The sequence below is a fragment of the Mesorhizobium sp. M0771 genome (assembly GCF_040320155.1).
GTDB lineage: Bacteria > Pseudomonadota > Alphaproteobacteria > Rhizobiales > Rhizobiaceae > Mesorhizobium.
Genome location: NZ_JAMYPC010000011.1, coordinates 47,617 through 68,286 on the forward strand (window position 1 = coordinate 47,617; position 20,670 = coordinate 68,286).

General features: G+C 63.6%; 14 protein-coding genes, 1 tRNA gene and 1 pseudogene. 7 read left to right on the forward strand and 9 right to left on the reverse strand.

The window, feature by feature from the left end:
* Position 1 precedes the first annotated feature (1 nt).
* Together NKI05_RS17990 and NKI05_RS17995 are read right to left on the reverse strand one after the other, a co-directional pair.
* Positions 2-346: a RidA family protein gene (locus NKI05_RS17990; protein WP_023686804.1), complete on the reverse strand. Its 345-nt coding sequence runs from the start codon at positions 344-346 to the stop codon at positions 2-4.
* A 38-nt stretch (positions 347-384) separates the two neighbouring features.
* The gene (locus tag NKI05_RS17995) at positions 385-1,710 is read right to left on the reverse strand and encodes an alanine racemase (protein WP_023686803.1); all 1,326 of its coding nucleotides are present in this window, start codon (positions 1,708-1,710) and stop codon (positions 385-387) included.
* Between the two features lie 71 nt (positions 1,711-1,781).
* Here NKI05_RS17995 and NKI05_RS18000 point away from each other — a divergent pair, with 71 nt between their 5' ends.
* Complete coding sequence (locus NKI05_RS18000; protein WP_023692366.1) at positions 1,782-2,723, forward strand: amidohydrolase family protein; 942 nt, start codon at positions 1,782-1,784, stop codon at positions 2,721-2,723.
* On the opposite strand, the gene NKI05_RS18005 is transcribed toward NKI05_RS18000, so the two are convergent.
* From NKI05_RS18005 to NKI05_RS18020, 4 genes are read right to left on the reverse strand one after another with little or no spacing between them, the layout of a single operon-like run.
* Positions 2,697-3,668, reverse strand: a complete 972-nt coding sequence (locus NKI05_RS18005; RefSeq protein WP_352792796.1) for an ABC transporter permease — start codon at positions 3,666-3,668, stop codon at positions 2,697-2,699. The two genes, NKI05_RS18000 and NKI05_RS18005, sit on opposite strands and share 27 nt — an antisense overlap.
* The gene (locus tag NKI05_RS18010) at positions 3,665-4,630 is read right to left on the reverse strand and encodes an ABC transporter permease (protein WP_023815102.1); all 966 of its coding nucleotides are present in this window, start codon (positions 4,628-4,630) and stop codon (positions 3,665-3,667) included. Before NKI05_RS18010 ends, NKI05_RS18005 begins: the two co-directional genes overlap by 4 nt.
* The gene (locus NKI05_RS18015; protein ID WP_196814891.1) at positions 4,627-6,126 is read right to left on the reverse strand and encodes a sugar ABC transporter ATP-binding protein; all 1,500 of its coding nucleotides are present in this window, start codon (positions 6,124-6,126) and stop codon (positions 4,627-4,629) included. The genes NKI05_RS18010 and NKI05_RS18015 overlap by 4 nt, the downstream gene beginning before the upstream one ends.
* A 27-nt stretch (positions 6,127-6,153) precedes the next feature.
* Positions 6,154-7,206 carry a substrate-binding domain-containing protein gene (locus NKI05_RS18020; protein ID WP_031205269.1) on the reverse strand — a complete coding sequence of 351 codons (1,053 nt, stop codon included), beginning with the start codon at positions 7,204-7,206 and terminating at the stop codon, positions 6,154-6,156.
* 235 nt (positions 7,207-7,441) lie between these two features.
* Here NKI05_RS18020 and NKI05_RS18025 point away from each other — a divergent pair, with 235 nt between their 5' ends.
* The 4 genes and pseudogenes from NKI05_RS18025 to NKI05_RS18040 all read left to right on the forward strand — a co-directional run.
* On the forward strand, positions 7,442-8,242 hold the full coding sequence (locus NKI05_RS18025) for an IclR family transcriptional regulator (protein ID WP_023681861.1): 801 nt from the start codon (positions 7,442-7,444) through the stop codon (positions 8,240-8,242).
* A gap of 1,431 nt (positions 8,243-9,673) precedes the next feature.
* Complete coding sequence (locus NKI05_RS18030) at positions 9,674-10,051, forward strand: hypothetical protein (protein ID WP_023729078.1); 378 nt, start codon at positions 9,674-9,676, stop codon at positions 10,049-10,051.
* Between the two features lie 29 nt (positions 10,052-10,080).
* Entirely contained in the window at positions 10,081-10,209 is a 129-nt protein-coding gene (locus NKI05_RS18035; RefSeq protein ID WP_023729077.1) for a hypothetical protein, read from the forward strand.
* Between the two features lie 181 nt (positions 10,210-10,390).
* A pseudogene (locus NKI05_RS18040) lies at positions 10,391-10,518 on the forward strand (glutathione-dependent formaldehyde dehydrogenase); the annotation flags it as partial.
* A 463-nt stretch (positions 10,519-10,981) separates the two neighbouring features.
* Here NKI05_RS18040 and NKI05_RS18045 read toward each other — a convergent pair.
* Together NKI05_RS18045 and NKI05_RS18050 are read right to left on the reverse strand one after the other, a co-directional pair.
* Positions 10,982-11,058: transfer RNA gene (locus tag NKI05_RS18045), tRNA-His, on the reverse strand.
* 346 nt (positions 11,059-11,404) lie between these two features.
* Entirely contained in the window at positions 11,405-11,863 is a 459-nt protein-coding gene (locus NKI05_RS18050) for a phasin (protein WP_023669330.1), read from the reverse strand.
* 324 nt (positions 11,864-12,187) lie between these two features.
* Between NKI05_RS18050 and NKI05_RS18055 the strand changes: the two genes are divergently transcribed.
* Complete coding sequence (locus NKI05_RS18055) at positions 12,188-16,192, forward strand: PAS domain S-box protein (RefSeq protein WP_352792799.1); 4,005 nt, start codon at positions 12,188-12,190, stop codon at positions 16,190-16,192.
* 265 nt (positions 16,193-16,457) lie between these two features.
* Here the strand turns inward: NKI05_RS18055 and NKI05_RS18060 are convergent, their stop codons facing one another.
* Complete coding sequence (locus NKI05_RS18060; protein WP_023806624.1) at positions 16,458-18,428, reverse strand: acetoacetate--CoA ligase; 1,971 nt, start codon at positions 18,426-18,428, stop codon at positions 16,458-16,460.
* Between the two features lie 362 nt (positions 18,429-18,790).
* On the opposite strand from NKI05_RS18060, the gene NKI05_RS18065 reads away from it, so the two are divergent.
* Positions 18,791-20,644 (forward strand): AsmA family protein, encoded by a 1,854-nt coding sequence (locus NKI05_RS18065; protein ID WP_023815099.1) that lies wholly within the window; start codon positions 18,791-18,793, stop codon positions 20,642-20,644.
* Positions 20,645-20,670: the final 26 nt, after the last annotated feature.

Genomic DNA, 20,670 nt, shown 5'->3' on the forward strand with positions numbered 1-20,670 from the left:
GTCAGACCGCCGCGACCGCGGTGATTTCGATGCGCAGATCAGGGTCGGCAAGCCGCGCCTCGACGCAGGCCCGCGCCGGCAGGCGGGCAGGATCGATCCAGGCATCGTAGATGCTGTTCATGGCCTCGAAATCACCGATCTGCGGCAGGAAGATGTTGACCGCCACCAACTTCGACTTGCTGCTGCCGACCTCGACCAGCAGCGCCTCGACTTTGGCAAGCACGTCGCTGGTCTGGCCTTCGATGCCGGCCTTGCGATCGTTGGCCACTTGGCCGGCTATGTGAACGAGGCCGCCATAGACGACTGCCTGCGACATGCGCGAGCCGGACTGAAAATACTTGATCATATCGGATCCTTTCGAGGTTCTCTTTTTGGGGGATCTGGTCAGCCGAACCAGGTGGGGAAAGCGTGGCGGACGTGGCCGGTCGCGTCGACGCCGAAGATCACGCGATAACGGTCGAGGCAGGTGCAGGGATGCGAGATGCCGAATTCGACGACGTCGCCGACGGCCACGTCGTCGCTCGGTGCAATCGACAGGAAGGAATGCTGGTCGTTGAGCTTGACCACCTCGGCGCGCGCCGCCGGCATCGGCAGCGGCTTGCAGGCACGAAAGACGGTGAGCGGCGTTGGAAAGCCCTGGTCGAACGACACGTCGCGCATGCCCATGCCGCAGATGACAAGGCCCGGCTCCGGACGCGACAGCACTTCGGCCCAAAGGCGTAGCGCAGGGCGAAAGGAATGCCGCGCCGAAGCGCTGATGCCGCCTATGGCAAAACCTTTGCGGGCATCGAGGGCGCCGAGCGAACGGTCATAGGTGCCGTGGTCGTGGAAGAAGATGGCGCCGCTGCGCAGCACCAGCGTTGCGTTGCCGTCGCTGGAAACGAGGGGTGCAAGCGCCGCGACCACCTGGTCGAAGAAGGCGGAGCCGCCGGCTGTGACGATCAGCGGTGCGTCGCCGCCGACGCGGGCACGCAGCCGCAGGAACATGTCGGCGGTCATTGCCAGCAGGCCGGATATCACCTCATCGGTGCGACCGGGCTCGGGTTGCGCCGCCGCCCCTTCATAGGTCGCAACGCCGGCGATCAGCAGCCGCCCGCCGGCAGCCGTGATCGCATCGGCGATGGCCTCGGCTTGCGCGGTGGTGCGGGCGCCCGCCCTGCCCGCACCAAGTTCGACCAGCACGCGCAGCGGCGGCAGCGCCGCATTGGCGCGCCAAGCCTCGGCAAGCGCGTTCACGGCGTCGACCGAGTCGGCAAAGACATAGAGCTCGGCATCCGGCCAGGCACCAGCAAGCACGGCCAGCCGGTTGGCGCCGCCGGCTCCTCCAACCTCATTGGCGATGATCAGCCGTGTCAAGCCGGCCTTCAGCATCACTGTCGCTTGCCTGATGTCGGCGACCGTCGTGCCCCATGCGCCGGCCTCGACCAGCGACCGGGTAAGATCGGGCGCCATCGGCGTCTTGGCATGCGGAGCGATCGCAACATTGTGTTCGCGCGCATAGCGCAGGAACAGGTCGCGATTGGCGGAGAAGGCCGCCTCGTCGAGGGTCAGCACCGGAAGCGCCATGCGTCCATCGGCCGGATGCCAGTGCTCGGCCGCGACAAGGCTGCTGTCCAGCCCGGTTGTGCCGGGAGGCACGCCGCGGATGCGGTCGTCGAGCCGAAAATTTTCGCGCACCGAAAGGGCTGGAACCGGTGAGTTTTCAGTCATGCGATGCTAACCCTTTTACCGTCGCAGAACGAAGCCAGGATCGATCGCCGGTCACAGCCTGAGAGAGATACGTGCCAGAACCTTACGCCGGACCGATCATCGACGCCCATCATCATCTTTGGGATCTCAGACTGGGACGGCATCCCTGGCTCGCCGCCACGGCCAGCGAGCGCGGCGGCCTCGGCGAGCTTGGCCCCTTGCGGCGGAACTATCTGCCCGGGGATTATGCGCGCGATGCCATAGGGCATAATGTCGTCGCCACCGTCCATGTCGAAGCCGGCTGGGCGAGTGGCGACTGCATCGGAGAAACGCGCTGGCTTGAAACACTCGACAAATCGCGCGGCGTCGCCGCCCGCTATGTCGTTCACGTGCCGCTCGCCGATCGCCAGGCGCCGGCGCTGATCGAAGCGCAAGCCGCGTTCGAGCGTGTCGCCGGCGTGCGCGACATATTGAGCTGGGATCCCGACCCTGCCCGCCGTTTTGCGGCCCGTGACGGCATCATGGACGATCCGGCCTGGCGCGCCGGGCTTGCCTTGCTTGGCCAGCATCGGCTGGCCTTCGACATGATGGTGTTTCCGCGCCAGCTCGCCGACGCGGGGCTGCTTGCCAGGGCCTTCCCCGATCAGCAATTCGTGCTCAACCATTGCGGTAGCCCGATCGACCGCGACGCCGATGGCATGCAGGTGTGGCGCGACGGGCTGCGGCTTCTGTCGCAATGCGACAACGTCGCCATCAAAATATCGGATCTGGTCGCCTACGATCATGACTGGACGCTCGACAGCCTGAAGCCCGTCGTCCTGCATTGCATCGATTGTTTCGGCACCGGTCGCGCCATGTTCGGCAGCGACTTTCCGGTCGCCGGCCTGCATGCCTCGTTCGATGACATATATGACGGCTTCAAAACCATCACAGCGGACTTTTCCGCCGACGAGCAGACGGCGCTGTTCTTCGGCAACGCAAGGCGCATCTATCGGCTCGACGATGTGTCATCGGCGCGCCTGCTCCCGGCCTGAGAGCAGCAGCAGGCCGAGGATCAGCGAGCCGAACAGGATGCTGCGCCAGCCGGGCGATGCGTTGACGACGGTGATCAGCGCGGTGATGGTGACCAGCAGGATGGCGCCGGGGATGGTGCCGGCATAGGTGCCAAGCCCGCCGAGAATCGAGGTGCCACCGAGGACCACGGCGGCAATCGAGGCGAGCAGATAGGGATCGCCGATGCCGACATAGCCCTGTCCGTTCATGCCCAACACGAGCACGCCGGCAAGTCCCGAGCAGAAGCCGCTGATGCCGTAGACCGCAAGCGTCGTGGACGTGACCGGAACACCGGACAGCGCCGCGGCAAGCGGGTTGGCGCCCATGGCAAAAATCCGGGCGCCGAGCGATGTCGCATGCATCGTGGTCAGCACGATCGCCGAGACGACCACCCACAACAATACGCCAGCGGGAATGCCGGCCGGCCGGCCATTGCCGAGCCAGTGGACCAGCGGGTTCTCGGCGGTCACGGCGCTGCCGCCGGCGATGATGATCAACAGACCCTGCAAGAATGTCGCCATGGCCAATGTCATGATCATCGGGTGGACGCGCAGCAAAGCGACGCCGAGCCCGTTGACCAGGCCGATTGCCGTGGTCAGCACCAGAACGGCAAGAATGGCGGTGATGCCGGTCGGATCCACCTGCCACGACAGCAGCGGCAGGCTGACGGCGCTGACCGTGACGATGGCCGCGACGGAAAGGTCGATGCCGCCGGCGATCACCACAAAAGTCTGGCCCGCGGCAACCAGGCCGATGACGGCGCCGAGCTCCACCAGATAGCGCAGATGGCCATAAGCGCCGAAGCCGCGCGAAACGAAGCTCGCCACGATCCAGACCGCGGCAACGATGGCAACGGTGAGAAACGGCCGGCTGAGCAGGACCGTCAGGGCGCGTTTGCCGCCCGCGCTGTCATTCCATGCTGTCATTGCTGTGCCTTGCGGAATTGCGGGATGGCGACCGCGCCGATGATGATCAGGCCCTGGGCCACATATTGTGCGACCGGCGTGAAGCCGAGGAAGAACATGACGCTGATCATCAGGCTGAGCAGCAGGCTGCCGGCAAGCGCGCCGCGCATCGTGCCCTGGCCGCCGAGGAAGCCGATGCCGCCGAGCACCGCAGCGGCAATCGAGTTCAGGGTAAAGGCGGCGCCGATGACCGGGTCGCCCGAACCGGTCTGTGCGGCGACGAACAAGCCGGCGCCGGTGGAGAGCAGACCGCTGATCGCATAGGCCGCAATGCGCGCGCCGTCGACCGGCACGCCGGAGCGATAGGCGCCGACCGGATTCTCGCCGGCGGCATAGAGGCTCAAGCCAAGCGGCGTGGCGAGATAGAGCTTCCACAGGAGAACGATGAGCACCAGCAGCACGAATGCCGCCGGTGTGTTGCCGGCAAGCAGGTCGGACAGCCACGCCGGGATTGCGCCGCCGGGCCGCGGCAGGATCAGCAGTGCGGCGCCGCCGATGATGAAGGACCCGGCAAGCGTCACCACGATCGCCGGCAGGCGAAGCCGTATCACGATGAAGCCGGTTGCCGCCCCGATGCCGAGGCCCGTCAGCGCCACCGCGGCAGTGCCCCCGGCGACGCCCAGCGGCCCGGCCATCGTCGTCGCGGCGATGACCGCGCCCAAGCTGACCGTCGCGCCGATGGCTAGGCTGATGCCGCCGGTGAGCATCAGGATCGCCTGCGCCATGGCGACCAGCGCCAATGGAAACCAGCTCTGGGTGAATTTGGCGAAGCCGGACGCCGTGAACAGGCCCGGAAAGAGGACGCCATAGGCGATGAGAAACATCAGGACGACGGCAAACAGGCTGCGCACGCCGACATTGCGACGCATCTGCACCGGCCAGTAGAGCGCATCGGTCTGCCGGGCGGAGGAAGATGTGTTCATGCCGCAACCTTCCGCTGTTCGGCGCCCATCGCCGCGGAGACGATGGCTTCCTCGCTCAGCGCTCCACGCGCCAGCATGGCGACGATGCGGCCTTCGCGGACGATGGCTACACGGTCGCAAAGGTGCACGAGTTCGGGCGTGTCGGAACTGAGCAGCACGACCGCCTTGCCGGCGGCGGCGAAATTGCGAAGCATCATGTAGATCTCACGTTTTGTTTCGACGTCGACGCCGCGCGTCGGATCGTTGAGCAGAAGCACCAGCGGGTCGTGCGGCATCCATTTCGCCAGCGCCACCTTCTGCTGGTTGCCGCCCGATAGAGCCTGCGCCGCCCGGCCGAGGTGACCCTTGATGCCGAGTTGGGCGGCAAGGCTTTTGGCCGTCTCGCCCTCTGCGCGGCGGCTGCGCAGCTTCAGCGCCGGCAGCCTGGCAAAGGCGGGCAGCATCATGTTGGTGATGATGGGATGGATCAGGTGCAGGCCCTCGCGCTTGCGATCCGCGGGCACATAGGCCAGCCCCAGCGCGTTGGCTTTCGGCACGCCGCCGGGCAGGCCGGAGGCGCCGTTGACGGTCGCCGACGCCGTCCGTGCCGGAATGGCGCCGTAGAGACCGAGCAGCAGATCTTCCTGCCCTTGCCCGACCAGGCCGCCAATGCCAAGCACTTCGCCCGTTTTGATATCCAGATCGACGTCGCGCATCAGGCCGGCCGAAAGATTTCGGACAGAGATAGCGTCGGCAGGCAAATTGGAAGGCTGCCATTGCGGAAAAAGATCACCGGGATCGCGGCCGACCATCAGCCGAACCAACCCGGCGGCGTCGGTGCCTTCCAGGGTGCGGTCGGCCGTGCAGGTGCCGTCCTTCAGAACGGTGACGTGCTGGCACAGCGCCATGACTTCGTTCAGTCGGTGCGAGATGTGGAGAATGGCGATGCCTTCGCCGCGCAACCGCTGCAGCAGATCGGTGAGAATTTTGGTTTCGGTTGCCGATAGCGACGATGTCGGTTCGTCGAGAATGAGCACGCGCGGCCGGCGGTAGAGCGCCTTGGCGATCTCCACCATTTGGCGGCGGCCGAGCGACAGATGCCCGACCGGCGTCGACAGCGGCTCGTGCAGCCCGACAAGTTCGCATGCGGTCCTCGCCCGCGCAGCGAGTTCGCGGTAGTCGATCAGGCCGAACCGTTTGGGATAGGCGCCGAGACCAATATTTTCGGCGATGGAAAGACTGGCCGTCAGGCTGAGTTCCTGCTGGACGACGGCGATGCCGGCCTGCCGCGCAACAGCCGGCGTCATGCGTGAGACCGCGCGTCCATCGACCTCGATCGTCCCGCCATCCGGTCTCAAGGCGCCGGACAAAAGGTTGATCAAGGTCGACTTTCCGGCGCCGTTCTCGCCGAGCAGCGCATGCACGCGGCCCGGCTGGAGAGCGATTGAAACGTCGCGCAGGACGGGGTTGCCGAAGAAAGACTTCGACACACCCCGCGCCGCGAGCAGCGGAGCCATGGTTGTCAACGCTACAACCCTTCAGGCTTATTTCTGAGCCAGCAGCTTCTTGAACAGCTCCTCATCGTAAGGAGAAAAGATGTAGCCGTCAGCCGGGAAGTCCTTGGCCCGGGCGAGGTATTCGTCGATGTTGGAATTGTCGATTACCGGCAGCGGAATCTTGACGAAAGCCGGCACATCCTTGCCTTCCAGCGCCTGGACGGCAGTGTAGGTGGCGAAGGCGCCGAGCCAGTTCGGCTGCATCGTCGCCCAGCTCTTCAAGCCCTTTTCTTTCCAGAGTTCCAAAAACTGCCGGGCGTTCTCACCGGTGATCGGCACCTGTTCGCGGCCCTGCTTGTCGAGGGCCAGCACGGCGCCTGCCGACAGAGCGCCGCCGAGCGACAGGATGCCGTGGATCTCGGGGTTGGCGAAGAGCAGGCTGGTGACGGCTTCCTGTGCCGGCGCGACGTTGTAGGGCGTGTTGGTCTCGGCAAGCACCGTCACGTCGGGATGGGCCTTGAGCTCAGCGTCGGCGCCTTTGCGCCTGTCATCGCTGACCGAAACCCCGGCCGGGCCGTTGAGGATGAGAATCTTGCCCTTGCCGCCGATAGCGTCGATCAGGAACTTGGCCGCCTGGTCGCCCCACTGCGAAGAATCGGTATTGACCTTGGCGGTGACCTTGTCGGTATCGACGAGGCTGTCGAAGTTGATGATGGCGATGCCCTTGGCGCAGGCATCGGCCAGAACGCGTGCAGGTGCGGTCGACGAACCGGCGATCAGGATGATGGCGTCGACATCGGAATCGATCATCGACTGGATCTGCTGGATCTGGACGTTGGCATCGCCCTGAGCGTCGGTGACGACGAGCTTGTCAACCAGTCCCTGCTTCTTCAGGCTCTCGACTTCGGCTTCGATCGTGCCCTGCGTCTGCTTCATCCAGGTCGGCACGGAATAGATGTTGGCCCAGCCGATCGTGTACGGCGCCTTGCGGTCGCCCTTGATGCAGTTGGCGGCGGCATTGACTGCCGAGCCGGCGCCAAAGCTCAGCACGAGACCGAGGCAAAGCGCGCTGGCGGATGCGAAAAACGGTGATTTCATCATGACTGTTCCCTTCAGAGGTTGTGGCCTCGACGTGCAGAACAAGGGCGAGGAAACCCGTCGGTCGCCGGGTCCTGGAAACCGTGTGTCCCCTCGGGATTTGTCTGCGTCAGGCTCGTTAGTTTGTCTGGTATTTCAGACAATGTGTCTGTATATCGGACAAATTGGATGCTAGACTGAGCCTTGACATCTTTCAAGCGCCTTGAGACGAGAACCGAAATGATTTTGGCGGATGGTCATGAGCGACGGCACTAACGATGCGATCGGGAAGGAAGCCGGCGCGGAGCCGCGCAATGGCGAACGACGACGCGGCATCGACCGCGTCATCATGCTGCTCGAGGCTTTGCTGCGGCATCGCGCGCCAATGCGCGTCGGCGACATCGCCAAGATGATCGGCGCGCCGCGTTCGACCACCTACGAGATCGTCAACAGCCTGCTCGACGCCGAAATGCTCGAAAACGTCGGCGGTGAAGGTTACGTCTATTTCGGACGCGCCATGCATCTGTTCGGCTGGGCCTACTCACATCACAATGCCCATTACCGTCGCATCATCGAGACCTTGGATAAGTTGGCCGCCGAGACAGGCGAGACGGTCCAGCTATGCGGCCTGCGTGGCAACAAATACGTCGTTCTTGACTGCCGAGATTCCCCAGGCCCGTTCCGGATCTCAAGCGATGTTGGGGTTGAGGTGCCGATCCCATGGACGGCATCCGGACGGCTGCTCCTCGGCCATATGAACGAGCAAGAGTTGAGGGATTTCATCCCATCTGGCGACTACAGGCTTCCCGACGGCCGCATCATTGCACCAGCCGAATTCTTTGCCGATGTTGCCTTGGCCCACCGGCAGGGTTTCAGCGAGACCACAGCCTTGGCCGACCGTTTCACCTGGTGCATGGCGGCCCCCATCCGTGACGGCCACGGCGCCATCAAAAGGACCTTGTGTTTGGTGTTACCCGTCGACACGCCGGAGCCACGGCGCGACGAACTGCTTGCGTTGCTGCGCGAGCGCGCCCGTGGACTGTCTCTGGCGGGAGGCTGACGATCAGCCGTCGTGCCCTCTGGTTGAAGCCTCTTAAAGGCACATGGATTCCGCTCTTCCCCATTGGTTCCATTTAGGTTCGGGACCTTAGTCCCATAGTCGGTGGATAAGGTCCGAACCAGGGAACACGCAACCGGAAGCCACATTAGGAGAAGACCGTCGATCAAAGTCCCTTCATCGCCGGTTAAGGATCCCGCCGCTCTTACTGTCGAGAGCGCGGCGGGATCCTTACGCGCGGAGCGAGCACATGAGATTTGTCGAAATTTTCACAGATGTGCTTACGGCCCTGCTTCTCGCTTTATTCGTGTGCGGGATATTCGCTGTTTTCGGAGGCCATCTGGTTCCTCCACGCTACGCAAAGATGGTGTTGCTGCCGGACCTGGATAAGATGACGACTGCATCATCTACACCCAGCTTGCCCGATTCCATCGACTTGCAACTCCAAAAGCGCCCAGAGGTGCAAAGGTCTGCCGGCGTGACACAGCGCGCAGTCGGTCTGGAGCCGCCAGTGCCATCCAGCAAGCGGTAATAATCAGCGGAGGTTTTCGTGACTTTCAGCTATCAGAGAGCGTCGGCGATTATTGACAGACCCGGGCACCTGAATTTGGCTGAAATCGCCGCTCCAAATTTCCGCATCTGCTGTTGGATTGTTTTCATCAACAGGTCCGAACGCTATGGCGAAGCAGGTTGAGCTGGCGGCGTTCCTGGCTGATCCCCGCCAGTGCTTGATCGCGGCGTCGGATCCTTGTCGAGCTTGGGATTTCGGTCCACCGGTTCGCCATTCACATCATCGGCCTTGGAGTTTGCAGGGTCCGTTTGGCCAGGATTTGGGCTGTAAGTATCTGGCGATGGAACCCGGCTGTTTTGCTGTGTCGCCGGTGTCTTAGCCTGCTCGCCATAGATTTCAGCGATCCCCCAGGCAACGAGCGCCAAGACAAGGCCTGCCAAGAGCACGCCAAGGACCGGTCGCCCCAAGCCACCCTGCCTGGCCCGCTTTTCCGGAATGTTTCTGCTCATGATCGCAACCTTGGGCTAAGAGGAGTGGCCCGCGCTCCAGGAGCGAAGACGCGGGCAGTCAAGAGCTCCGGATGTTGGCCATGCGGCGAACAGGGAACTCGCTGCACATACCGAACTCGCTGGCGCTGTTGATGTTCCCACGGAATCCAAACAGCGCGCCGCCGGGAGCCCGACTGGCAATTTGGGTTGGAGTGGCTGGAACGAGCCAGCTCAAGGTCAACGAGCGGCGGTGTGCGTAAGCGGGCATTGCGAGCCAGACTGGAACTTTGCCGAATCTGCCGCGTTGCCGACCATGGCCGACTACAACGAGACCACCAATCCGGTGCTGACCGGTTGCAAGGCCCGCGTTGCCACCAGAGACATCTGTTTGAAGGCTATCTGAAATTTGCTCCTCGTTGTCGGCGATTCCGCCCAATGGAACATCCTGATCCGCTCGCGGTTGGGGAAGCCCGGGCCAGCGGCAGGAGCATCATCATGAACGTCGAACGTAACCCGGCCGAAGACAGAGGCGATATTCAGTCTGGGGTGACAGAGGACAAGACGCCGGGATTCGACCCGGCGGCGGCGCCCATGGAAACCGATGCCGAAGCGGCAGACACCGGCGCCGTGCCGGTTCCCGCAGCGACGGGCACGCCGGCTTTCGCTAATCAAGCAAGCTTCGCCAATGCGATGCGGCGGCCGGACGACGAGAGCGCCCCGGCCCCGAGTAAAAATGGCCCGGTGCTGGCCATTGTCGCGCTTGTCGTCGTTGCCGCCGTCGTGTTCGTTGTCGCCGCGATGCTGGCGCGATAGCCTGCGCTTGCGCCAAAACGCGTTCAAGGATGTGGCCGTGGGCAGCAGGCGATCAGCGGCTGGAAAAGCAGGTTGCAGCCGCGCATGCCACGCCGGCCGGCACCCCGACCGAGCAGCATTGCGGCATGGCCGAACCCGGCTCGGCCGCCAAGGGTTGAGGCCAGATGCTCGTTCGAAGCGGGAACATTTCACATCAAGCCAAGTTCGGGCTCGCAGAGCTTGTCGTCAAGGAACAGCACATGAAGGCCCTCACATGGCGCGGCAAAGGCCACATACGTTGCGAACAGGTGGCCGATCCGACGATCCAGGATGAACGCGACATCGCTGCAGAAAGTTCAGAACGGCGATATCGACCCGTCATTCGTGATCACCCATCGGGTGGCGTCGAGGCCAGGCCCGAGCTTTACAAAACCTTCCGCGACAAGGAGGACGGCTGCATCAAAGTCGTGATGCGCCCGCACGGCTGACCGTTCTGTCCAATGGCCCGACTTTGTTGTCCGGCCGTCTGCATGCTGAAAAGGCGAGAGTTGAAAATGGCCAAGGATAAACCCGCATCGACAAACCCGGCCGCCACACCCCCGGTCAGGTCGCCTGACGCCGCCGGCCTGCCACATCCCCGTCGCGATGCTGAAGACAGCGATTCCGGCGCCAAGCCGACGGCACCCAAGACCGCCGGCGCCCAGCAAGCGTCCAGATCGCCGCTCGACAGCCGTATTGCAAATCGCAATGCCGGCCGCCCTCGTCAGGCAGGCACGACGCCTCGGCCGACCGACGAATCGCTGGAGTAAAATGAAACCTAAGCTGTGGCGCGGGTATCCGCACCGCGGCGTGTGCAGTCAGGGTCTTCCTGCCCTGCCGACAGCGCCATACAGGTCTTGATCTCTCGTGGACCGTCGGGATCGGCAATCAATACTTTAGCGGGAAATTCGATGGTACCGTTGGCTGGGATCGAACCAGCGACCTCCGGATCCACAATCCGGCGCTCTAACCATCTGAGCTACAACGGCACGTTCGCCTGAGCCAGATCGTGGTGAACATTCATTCTCCGAGATCCGCTCTGTCGTTCGGCGATGCGTCCAATACGGTCTATCAGAGACTAATTCAAGGCCTTTGATAAGGCAAAGCCGGTTCTGCCAACAGGCGCCGGTTTCTTCGGCAAAAGAAAAAGGCCGGCGGGAGGAGGTGCCGGCCTTTTCCTGTTACGAGCCAGCGGGAGGAGGTGCTGGCTGGTCACCCCGGAGAGCAGAGGGAGGAGGTTCCACTCGCCGGGTATTCATTTGGACAACTCTATTGCACACCTATTTGTCTGACGAAATGCGACGTTTTGATGCATCGCAGAGTTGTGCGCAATTATTAGGCGGCCTTGATGTCTTTCAGGGCCTTCTCGAAAGCGGTCTTGACCGGCTTGGAGACGTCTTCGGCAGCCTTCGAAGCAACAGCCTGGAAGTCCTTGGCCTGCTCGACCGTGGTCTCGACGCGCTTGCGCAGGAAGGCGGTCTGCAGTTCGACTACTTCCGACAGCGACTTGGCGCCGATGAGGGCCTCGAGATGCGAGAAGCCGGCTTCGGCATTGGCGCGCAGAGCGGCGATCGTCTTGAGCGACAGGTCGCTGGAAACGGTCTTGGCAGTCTCGAAGGTCGATTCCAGGACTTTCTGGGTCTCTTCGGCGCCGGTCTTCAGCTTGGAGTAGGCTTCCTTCGACTGCTCGACGCCCTTTTCGGCGAAAGCGCGGATCTGGTCGGTTGCCTTGGAAGCGTCGAAGCTCGGGAATTCGACGTTTTCGATGGTCTCAGCGGTCTTGGCCTTGGTCATTTTCCATCCTTTCGGGGTAGCGGCTTTGACAAAAAGCCGTCTCGTTCATGTATGATGGCAATATAGCGGTTTTTTTGTGCGATGCAATATCTTTGTTGCAGTGCACCATAAATTTCTTCCAATGCGTCACCCAAGAGGTTATCCAGGGACATTCCGAGACGCTGTTAACCAAGTGGCCAGAGATTCCACCTGCTTCCCGCCATGGCTTGTGGACCTTCGCCGCGCGGGCTTTTATTAACAAAGCGTTAACTGCAAATTGCCCGCCTTGTAGGTTCGCCAAGAGGGGTTCGCCAAGAGGTTTCACCGAAAGGGTCCGCCAAGCGCATGCCTTCCGAGAACTACTCTTTCCTCGATGTCACCGTGCTTGATGCGGTTCGCCAGCGCTTCGCCGCCGGCGACGCGATCGCGATTCTGTCGGCCGACCTCGAACAGGTGATCTGGGCCAACGGCCCGGGCGCTGCGGTGTTCGGCTATCCCGATATCGAGGCCATCATCGGCGCCTCGGCTCAGCTGCCGCTGATCGCCAGGCGCCAGATCATGGCGACCGCGGGCTTCCCGCAGATCGGCAGCGACCGCGCCATTACGGTACGGCTGGCGACCGGCATCACCAGCCGCGCCGTCGGCTTCCTGGCCAGTGCGGTGACTATGCCGGACGGCGAAAGCGCCATTATGCTGGTGGTGCCGGCAGCGCAGGCCGGCTCGCGCAGTGCTGCCGACATTGGGACCCGCGCCATCAGCGGCTTTACCGAAGACGGCCATTTCATCGCCTTTGTCGACGCCGCCGGCACTGTCGAGGCGGCTTCGGATGGCTTTGGCGCGCTCGCCATCCGGCCTGAGACGCTGGCCGCGCTTGTCGCCGACGTGGCGAGCCAGGACGACCGCATCGTCAAGCGGCTGGTCCCCGGCGGCGCCACGTCCTATCCGGCCGGCTTCGCGCGCCTGACCGAGTCCAGGCATCTGCTGGTGGTCATCGACGAGGATCAGCTCGGTGAGGAAAATCCTGTCGGCGAGCTGGATGCCGAACCTGCTGCAGCGCAGGTCGACGATGGCCCGGCGCAAGCCGCCGCGGAGAACGCGGTAACGGTGGATGCGGTGGCTGACCACCCCACCGCAAGCGGGAATCAGGGCGCCCCACTCGCGGCCGCGCCTGATGTCGGGGAGACAGGTCCGGCTGCCACCGAGCATGATGCTTCGGCGTCAACCGATACAAAGGCGGACCATCGCGAGCAGACGACCGGCCGCGAGCAGGCGGCGAATGACAGCGCGCCGGCGCAACATGATCATTGGTACTTCCATGCCGGCGAAGAGCCGCAGGCGGGCGAGCCGGACAGCCCGGCGCAGGCCGAGCCGGACTCTGTTTCCCCGGCCGAGAGTGCGCAGTTGGACAGCAGTGCCGCTGCGCCCGCCCTGCCGTCCGACGCAGCCCCACCGGCTGCGCCTCCCGCCAAACGTGAGGTCGACCGCTCGGCGCCGCCGCTGCGCTTCGTCTGGCGCACCGACGCCGAGGGCAAGTTCAGCGCGCTGTCGCCGGAATTCGGCGACATTGTCGGCAAAGCCGCCGCCGACGTGATCGGCCGCCGCTTCAAGGACGTCGCGACAACTTTCGGCCTCGACGCCTCGGGCGAGATCGCGGGCCTGCTTGAACGGCGCGACACCTGGTCGGGCCGCTCGGTACTGTGGCCGGTTGCCGGCTCCGACCTGAAGATACCGGTCGATCTGGCAGCACTGCCTGTCTATGGCCGCAGCCGCGCCTTCGAAGGTTTTCGTGGTTTCGGCGTCGCCCGCGCCGGCGATGCGGTGGTCGATCCGGAAGCAATCGGCATGGCGCTGGTCCCCAATGGCGCGCCAGCGGCAGCAGCTGAGCCGGCCCCGGAACAGCCCGTGGCGGAAGCTCCCAAGGCGGCCGATCCGTTCGAGGGCGAAGTGCCGGCACTGACCATCGTGCCGAAGCAGGAACGTCGTTTTGCCGACAAGGTCATCCGGCTGGCCGAGCATCGGCAGCCCGCCAACGACAAGCAGCCGACAAGCGAGAGGGGCCTGTCGACGCTGGAGCGCAGCGCTTTCCGCGAAATCGGCGAGCGGCTGAAGAAGGACAATCCCCCGCCGGAGCAGCCGGAGACTGCCAAGCAGGCCGAACCGGCCAATCCGGATCAGGTAATGCCAGACCAGGCCAAGGCAGATGAGCCCAAGCCGGATCATGTCGAGGCGGACCAGCCTGAAACAGCCGCGCCAGCCCGACAACCCGCCGAGGTCTCGAGTCCGGACGAAGCCGGCCCGGCTGCCGTGGCTGAACCATCGGCAGCCGCACCCGAAAGCGAAACGGCTGAGGCCGAACCGCCGGAAAGCGATGCCGAGGACGAAAAGGACCTGACGCGGCTTGACGGCGAGCAGCCGGACGACGGCCTTGCGGACAGCGAAGCAGGCGAGGCGAAGGCGCCGACAGTGTCGCGCTCCCTGCTCGACTATGCCGATCCCGAACCAGGCTCCGTCACCGAAGACAGTACGGAAGCAACGTCGTCCAACGACGAACTTGCGCCGGCTTCCGAACCGGATGATACGCAAGCCCAAGAGATCGTCGAGGCCGCAGAGCCACAGCCGGTTGTTGCCGAGACGCCGGCCAATGCCGGTGAAGACGACAGCATGACGTCGGCCGACTTCCGCGATGCCGAGGACAATGAGGATTGGGCGCCGTCCGACGAGGCGACCGATTCCGCCGTGGAAGACGGGGACAAGGCCGGCGATGCGGACACAGTGCCGGCAGAACCACAGCGCCTGAAAGTGCCGCCGCTCAAGCTTGAGGGGTTCATGCCTTCGGCATTCTCGGCCGGAGATGAACACAAGGCCCCTGACACGTCGATCCTCGGCAAGCTGCCGGTGCCGCTGCTCATCCATTCGGGCGACGAGCTTCATTACGCCAATGAGGAATTCCTCGGCCTGACCGGCTATGACACGCTTGAGGACCTGAGCGACGCCGGCGGGCTCGACGCGCTGTTTGCCGATCCCTATTCAGAAATGGCCGGCGAAAGCGACCACACACTCAAACTGAAGACGCGCGAGGGCCAGGAATTTCCGATCGAAGCCATTTTGCGTTCGGTGCCGTGGCGCGCCGGCAAGGCGCTGATGCTGGTGGTGCGACGTACCGGCGATAACGAGCCGCCGATGGTTGCGCATCTCGCAGCCGAGGAGCAGACGCAGCCCGATGTCTCCGAACTCAAAGCGCGCATTGCCGAGATGCGCACCATCATCGACACCGCGACCGATGGTGTGGTGTTGATCGGCCGCGACGGCGACATCCGCTCGATCAGCCGGCCGGCCGAGGCGCTGTTCGGCTTCGACAGCGACGACGTCACCGGTAAACCGTTCGCCTCGCTGTTTGCCATCGAAAGCCAGCGCGCGGCGCGCGACTATCTGAACGGCCTGTCCGAGCCCGGCGTGGCGAGTGTGATGAACGATGGCCGCGAGGTGATCGGGCGCGAGGCGCAAGGGCGCTTCATCCCGCTGTTCATGACCATCGGCAGGCTGCCCAATGACAGCGGCTTCTGCGCCGTGGTGCGCGACATCACGCAGTGGAAGCGGGCCGAAGAGGATCTGACCCAGGCGCGCGCGGTGGCCGAGCGCGCCTCCTCGCAGAAGACCGATTTCCTCGCCCGCATCAGCCACGAGATCCGCACGCCGCTCAACGCCATTATCGGCTTTTCCGAGCTGATGGTGGACGAGAAGTTCGGCCCGGTAGCCAATGACCGCTACCGCGACTATCTCAGAGACATCAACCGCTCGGGCAACCATGTGCTCGATCTCGTCAATGACCTCCTCGACATTTCGAAGATCGAGGCCGGCCAGCAGGAAATGGACTACGAGGCGGTGTCGCTCAACGATACGCTGGCCGAGACGGTGGCGATGATGCAGCCGCAGGCCAACCGCGAGCGTGTCATCATTCGCTCCAGCTTCGCCTCGCGACTGCCGGAAGTCGTCGCCGACCTCAGAAGCGTGCGCCAGATCGCGCTCAACATCCTGTCCAACGCCATTCGCTATACGCAAGCCGGCGGACAGGTGATCGTGTCGACCGCCTATGAAACCTCCGGCGACGTTGTCATGCGGGTGCGCGATACCGGCATTGGCATGAGCCATGCCGAGATCGAGCAGGCGCTGAAGCCGTTCAAGCAGATCAATGCGCTGAAGCGCGGGCGTGGCGACGGCACCGGTCTCGGCCTGCCGCTGACCAAGGCGATGGTGGAAGCCAACCGCGCCCGCTTCACCATCACCTCGACGCCGGGCGAAGGGACGCTGGTCGAGGTCGCCTTCCCGTCGACGCGGGTGCTGGCCGAATAGGGCCGGCCATTCCCGGGCGAGAATCCCGGACAAAGAAAAGGCGTCCAACAGGACGCCTTAAATGGGATTTGCTGTCACAACGGGGGCTTGAGCGAATCTGATCCTCAGGGGACGAGGAACGGGATTTCTCCCTCAAGTTACGTGCGACTATCAACGCCGGGCCTTAACAAATCCTTACCGGCCGTCCAAAAAATTTACGAATGTGTACCACTCATGAAATCTAGGTAAATTCGACCGACATATCTGGTTAACCATCCCGGCCGCGTCACTCAGCCAGCTGCGGCAGGTTCGTGAACAGCTCCAGCGCCTCTGGATTGGCCAACGCTTCCTTGTTCTTGATGGCGCGGCCATGCACCACGTCGCGCACTGCAAGCTCGGTGATCTTGCCCGATTTGGTGCGCGGAATGTCGCTGACGGCGACGATCCTTGCCGGCACGTGGCGCGGGCTGGCGCCGCTGCGGATCTTGGAACGAATGCGCTTTTCCAGATCCTCGTCCAGCGTCACGCCGGCGGCCAGCCGCACGAACAGCACGACGCGCACGTCATTGTCGAAATCCTGGCCGATGCACAGCGCCTCAAGGATTTCCGGCATCTGTTCGACCTGATTGTAGATCTCCGCCGTGCCGATGCGCACACCGCCCGGATTGAGCGTCGCGTCGGAACGGCCGTGGATGATCATGCCGCCATGCGCGGTCCATTCGGCGAAGTCGCCGTGGCACCAGACATTGTCGAAGCGCTCGAAATAGGCCGCATGGTATTTCTTGCCCTCAGGATCGTTCCAGAAGCCGATCGGCATCGACGGAAACGCCTTGGTGCAAACCAGCTCACCCTTTTGCTCGCGGATCGGCTTGCCGTCATCGTCCCATACATCGACAGCAAGGCCGAGGCCGGGACCCTGGATCTCGCCGGTCCAGACCGGTTGCGTCGGTACGCCGAGCACGAAACAGGAGACGATGTCGGTGCCGCCGGAAACCGAGGCCAGATGTACGTCCTTCTTGATGCCGTCAAAGACGAAGCGGAAATCCTCCGGCGACAACGGTGAGCCGGTCGAGGAAATCGCCCGCACACTCGACAGATCATGGCTGCGGATAGGCTTGAGCCCGGCCTTGCGCACGGAATCGATGAATTTGGCTGAGGTGCCGAAAAAGGTCATCTTCTCGGCATCGGCGAAGCTGAACAGCACATTGCCGTCGGGGTGGAAGGGTGAGCCGTCATAGAGCAGCAGCGTGGCGCCCGAGGCCAGGCCCGACACCAGCCAGTTCCACATCATCCAGCCGCAGGTGGTGAAGTAGAAGAAGCGGTCGCCTTCGATGAGTCCGGCATGCAGCCGGTGTTCCTTGACATGCTGGACCAGCGTGCCGCCGGCCGAATGGACGATGCATTTGGGAATGCCGGTGGTACCTGACGAGAACAGGATGTAGAGCGGGTGCGCGAACGGCAGCCGCTCGAACGTGACCGCTTTGGCGGTAAAGGGTAACAGCGCCTCTTCGAGCGCCACGGCCTTGTCGATGATCGCTGCGATATCGCGCGAGGTACCGAGATAGTCGACGATCAGGACCTTGCGGACGGTTTCGAGCTTCGCCGCAACGGCAGCGATCTTGTCGGCTACCTCGATTGCCTTGCCATTGTACCAATAGCCGTCCGGCGCAATGAATATGACCGGCTCGATCTGGCCGAAACGGTCGAGCACGCCCTGCTCGCCGAAATCGGGGGAACAGGACGACCAGACCGCGCCGATGGAGGCGGCCGCCAGCATGGCGGCGACGGTTTCCGGCATGTTGGGCATCATCGCCGCGATGCGGTCGCCCTTTTTAACCTTGAGCGACAGGAAAAGCTGCTGAAAGCGCGAGGTCAGCTGGTGCAGTTCGCTCCACGACAGCCGCCGCTCGATCTTGTCCTCGCCGCGAAAGACGATCGCGTCACCGGAACCGGTCTTCTTCAGCAGGTTCTCGGCGAAGTTCAGTGTCGCTTCGGGAAAGAACGATGCGCCGGGCATCTTGTCGCCATCGACGAGCACGGGCTCGCCCGCATCGGTCCCTTTGTCGCCGACAATGCCGCAAAAGTCCCACAGCAGGCTCCAGAAGCCCTCGCGATCCTCGACCGACCAGCGGTGCAGTTCGGCGTAGGAGGCGAAGGATGTGCCGCTTTTGGCCGCTGCTGCCTTCATGAACGCGGTCAGTGGTGCTGCGTCGATCTGGTCTTGCGTCGGGGTCCAGAGCGGTGCTTCGGCAGCCATTATCGATCCTCCTTGAAGCCCGTCGCGTCGCAAGATAGATATGCTTTTGTTTTGATGCACGTCGTTGTCCCGGAACCGCTGCACTCTCCGGGCGACATGCACTAGCCTCAGCTTTACAGGCGCGCTGTCCCAAAAACGCCGCGCCTCGTAGCAGGCTGAAGCTGCATCGCTTATGCCTACCACCGTGCGGCAGAGCAAGATTTTGTTCCGCTAAACTCGGCCATATGTGCGCAATTGCCATCGCCGGGCCATAAAGACTTGAAATGCCTCAGCCCTAAGTCGTAGTGACGGCTGGAAGGCGTGGTGACGACTGGCGGTTACACCCGTCAGGCGTTTATCGGAATGAAAGCAACCGGGGCAATATGCCATCACCTTTGATCCGGCGCGGAATATGGGCGATCGGCGTTGCCGTGCTCGTCATCGCGCTGGTCGTCGCCGCTCTGCCGCTGTTTGCCTCGACCCGGATCGTGCGCGATCGCATCGCCTGGGAGATGAGCGCGTGGAGCGGTTTCAGGGTCACCATCGCCGGTTCGCCGCGCATCGAGGTGTGGCCGAAGTTCCGCGCCATATTGAGCGACGTCACGCTGTCCCAGTGGACCGAGACCGACGCGCCGCCGGTGATCGAGGCCGAACGGGTCGAGGTCGACCTTTCGGCCATGGCGGCGCTGCAGGGCGATGTGGTGTTTTCGACGGCGCGGCTGGTGCGGCCGACGATCCGGGTCCAGCGCGCCGCAAACGGCATATTCCTGCCCGCCATACCAACGGGCGGACGCATCACCCGCTCCATCGACACGGCGCGCGGCGTGGTCAACGCCGATCCGACGAAACCGGATCTGAGCAAGCTGCCCGCCGATCCGTTCGGCACCGTGGAATTCAGGGACGGCCGCATGGTCGCCTCCGTCGGCGGCAAGGACGTCGAATTGCTGACCAGCCTGTCCGGCCAGGCGAGCTGGGCAGCGATGAACAGCAACGCGACCTTGTCGGCGACCGGAATCTGGCGCGGCGAGAGCGTCACCGTCGATGCCGCCTCGGCCAAGCCGCTGGTGCTGTTTGCCGGCGGCGCCGCACCGGTCACGTTTTCGTTCAAGGCAGTGCCGGCCAGCTTCTCGTTCGACGGCACGGCCAGCATGTCGCAAAACGCCTATTTCGATGGCCAGGCGAAATTCGCCGCGCCCTCGCTGCGGCGCGTGCTGGAATGGTCGCAGGCCGGCATTGCTCCTGGTACGGCGATCGGTTCGGTCTCGATTTCGAGCAAGATCACGGCGACCGCCGGCCGCGTCAAATTCGAAAACACCGCGGTGACGCTCGACAACAACCCGGGAATGGGGGCGCTGGATTTTTCGTTCGGCGACGCCTTGCCGGTGATATCAGGCACACTCGCCTTCGATACGCTCGACCTCAGGTCGCTGTTTTCGGCCTTCACGCCGCTGGCGCCGACCGGCGAGACCGGTCCCGGCGAAATCGACACCAGCTTCGCCGACCGGATCAATCTCGATCTGAGGCTGTCAGCGGCACATGCCTCGGCCGGCGCAATCCAGCTTGCCGACGTCGCCGCCACGGCGCAGGTGAAGAACGGGCTTGCCGTCTTCGATATCTCCGATGCGTCGGCCTTTGGCGGCAACGTGCAGAGCAGCCTGCGTTTCGACCGCAAACCGGAGGGCTCGCAGGTCGAGATCCGGCTGCTCGCCTCCGACATTGACGGCGCCGCTTTCGGCACCGCGGCCGGAATGACGCGGCTGGTGCCGGCCAGCACCGGCACTGTCTCGGTCATTCTCAAAGGGCCGGGCAAATCCTGGGACTCGATCTTCGAGAACGCCGACGGCTCGGTCTCTGCGACGTTCGGGCCGGGCGCGCTGAGCGGGCTCAATTTGCCGGCATTTCTGAAGCACACGGAACAGGGCGGCTTCTTCGCGCTCGACGACGTCTCGGACGGGACACTGCCGATGGACGGCGCCGAGCTCAAGGCCACCATCTCGAAGGGTGTGGCAAGGCTGGACAAGGCCGAGGCCAATTCGGCGAAATACAAGGTCTGGCTGTCCGGCATCGCCTCTTACGGCGGACGCGGGCTGGCGCTGTCGGGGGGTGTCACCCAGGCCGACCCGGCAGCGGCACCGGTCAATGGCCAGCAGGGATCCAACCAGTCGTCATTCTTCGTCGGCGGCACCTGGAGCACGCCGTTCATCTCGCCGATCAGCCGCGGCGTCTCAGGCGAGTAGGCGGTCCGTTACCGGAACCGCCCTAT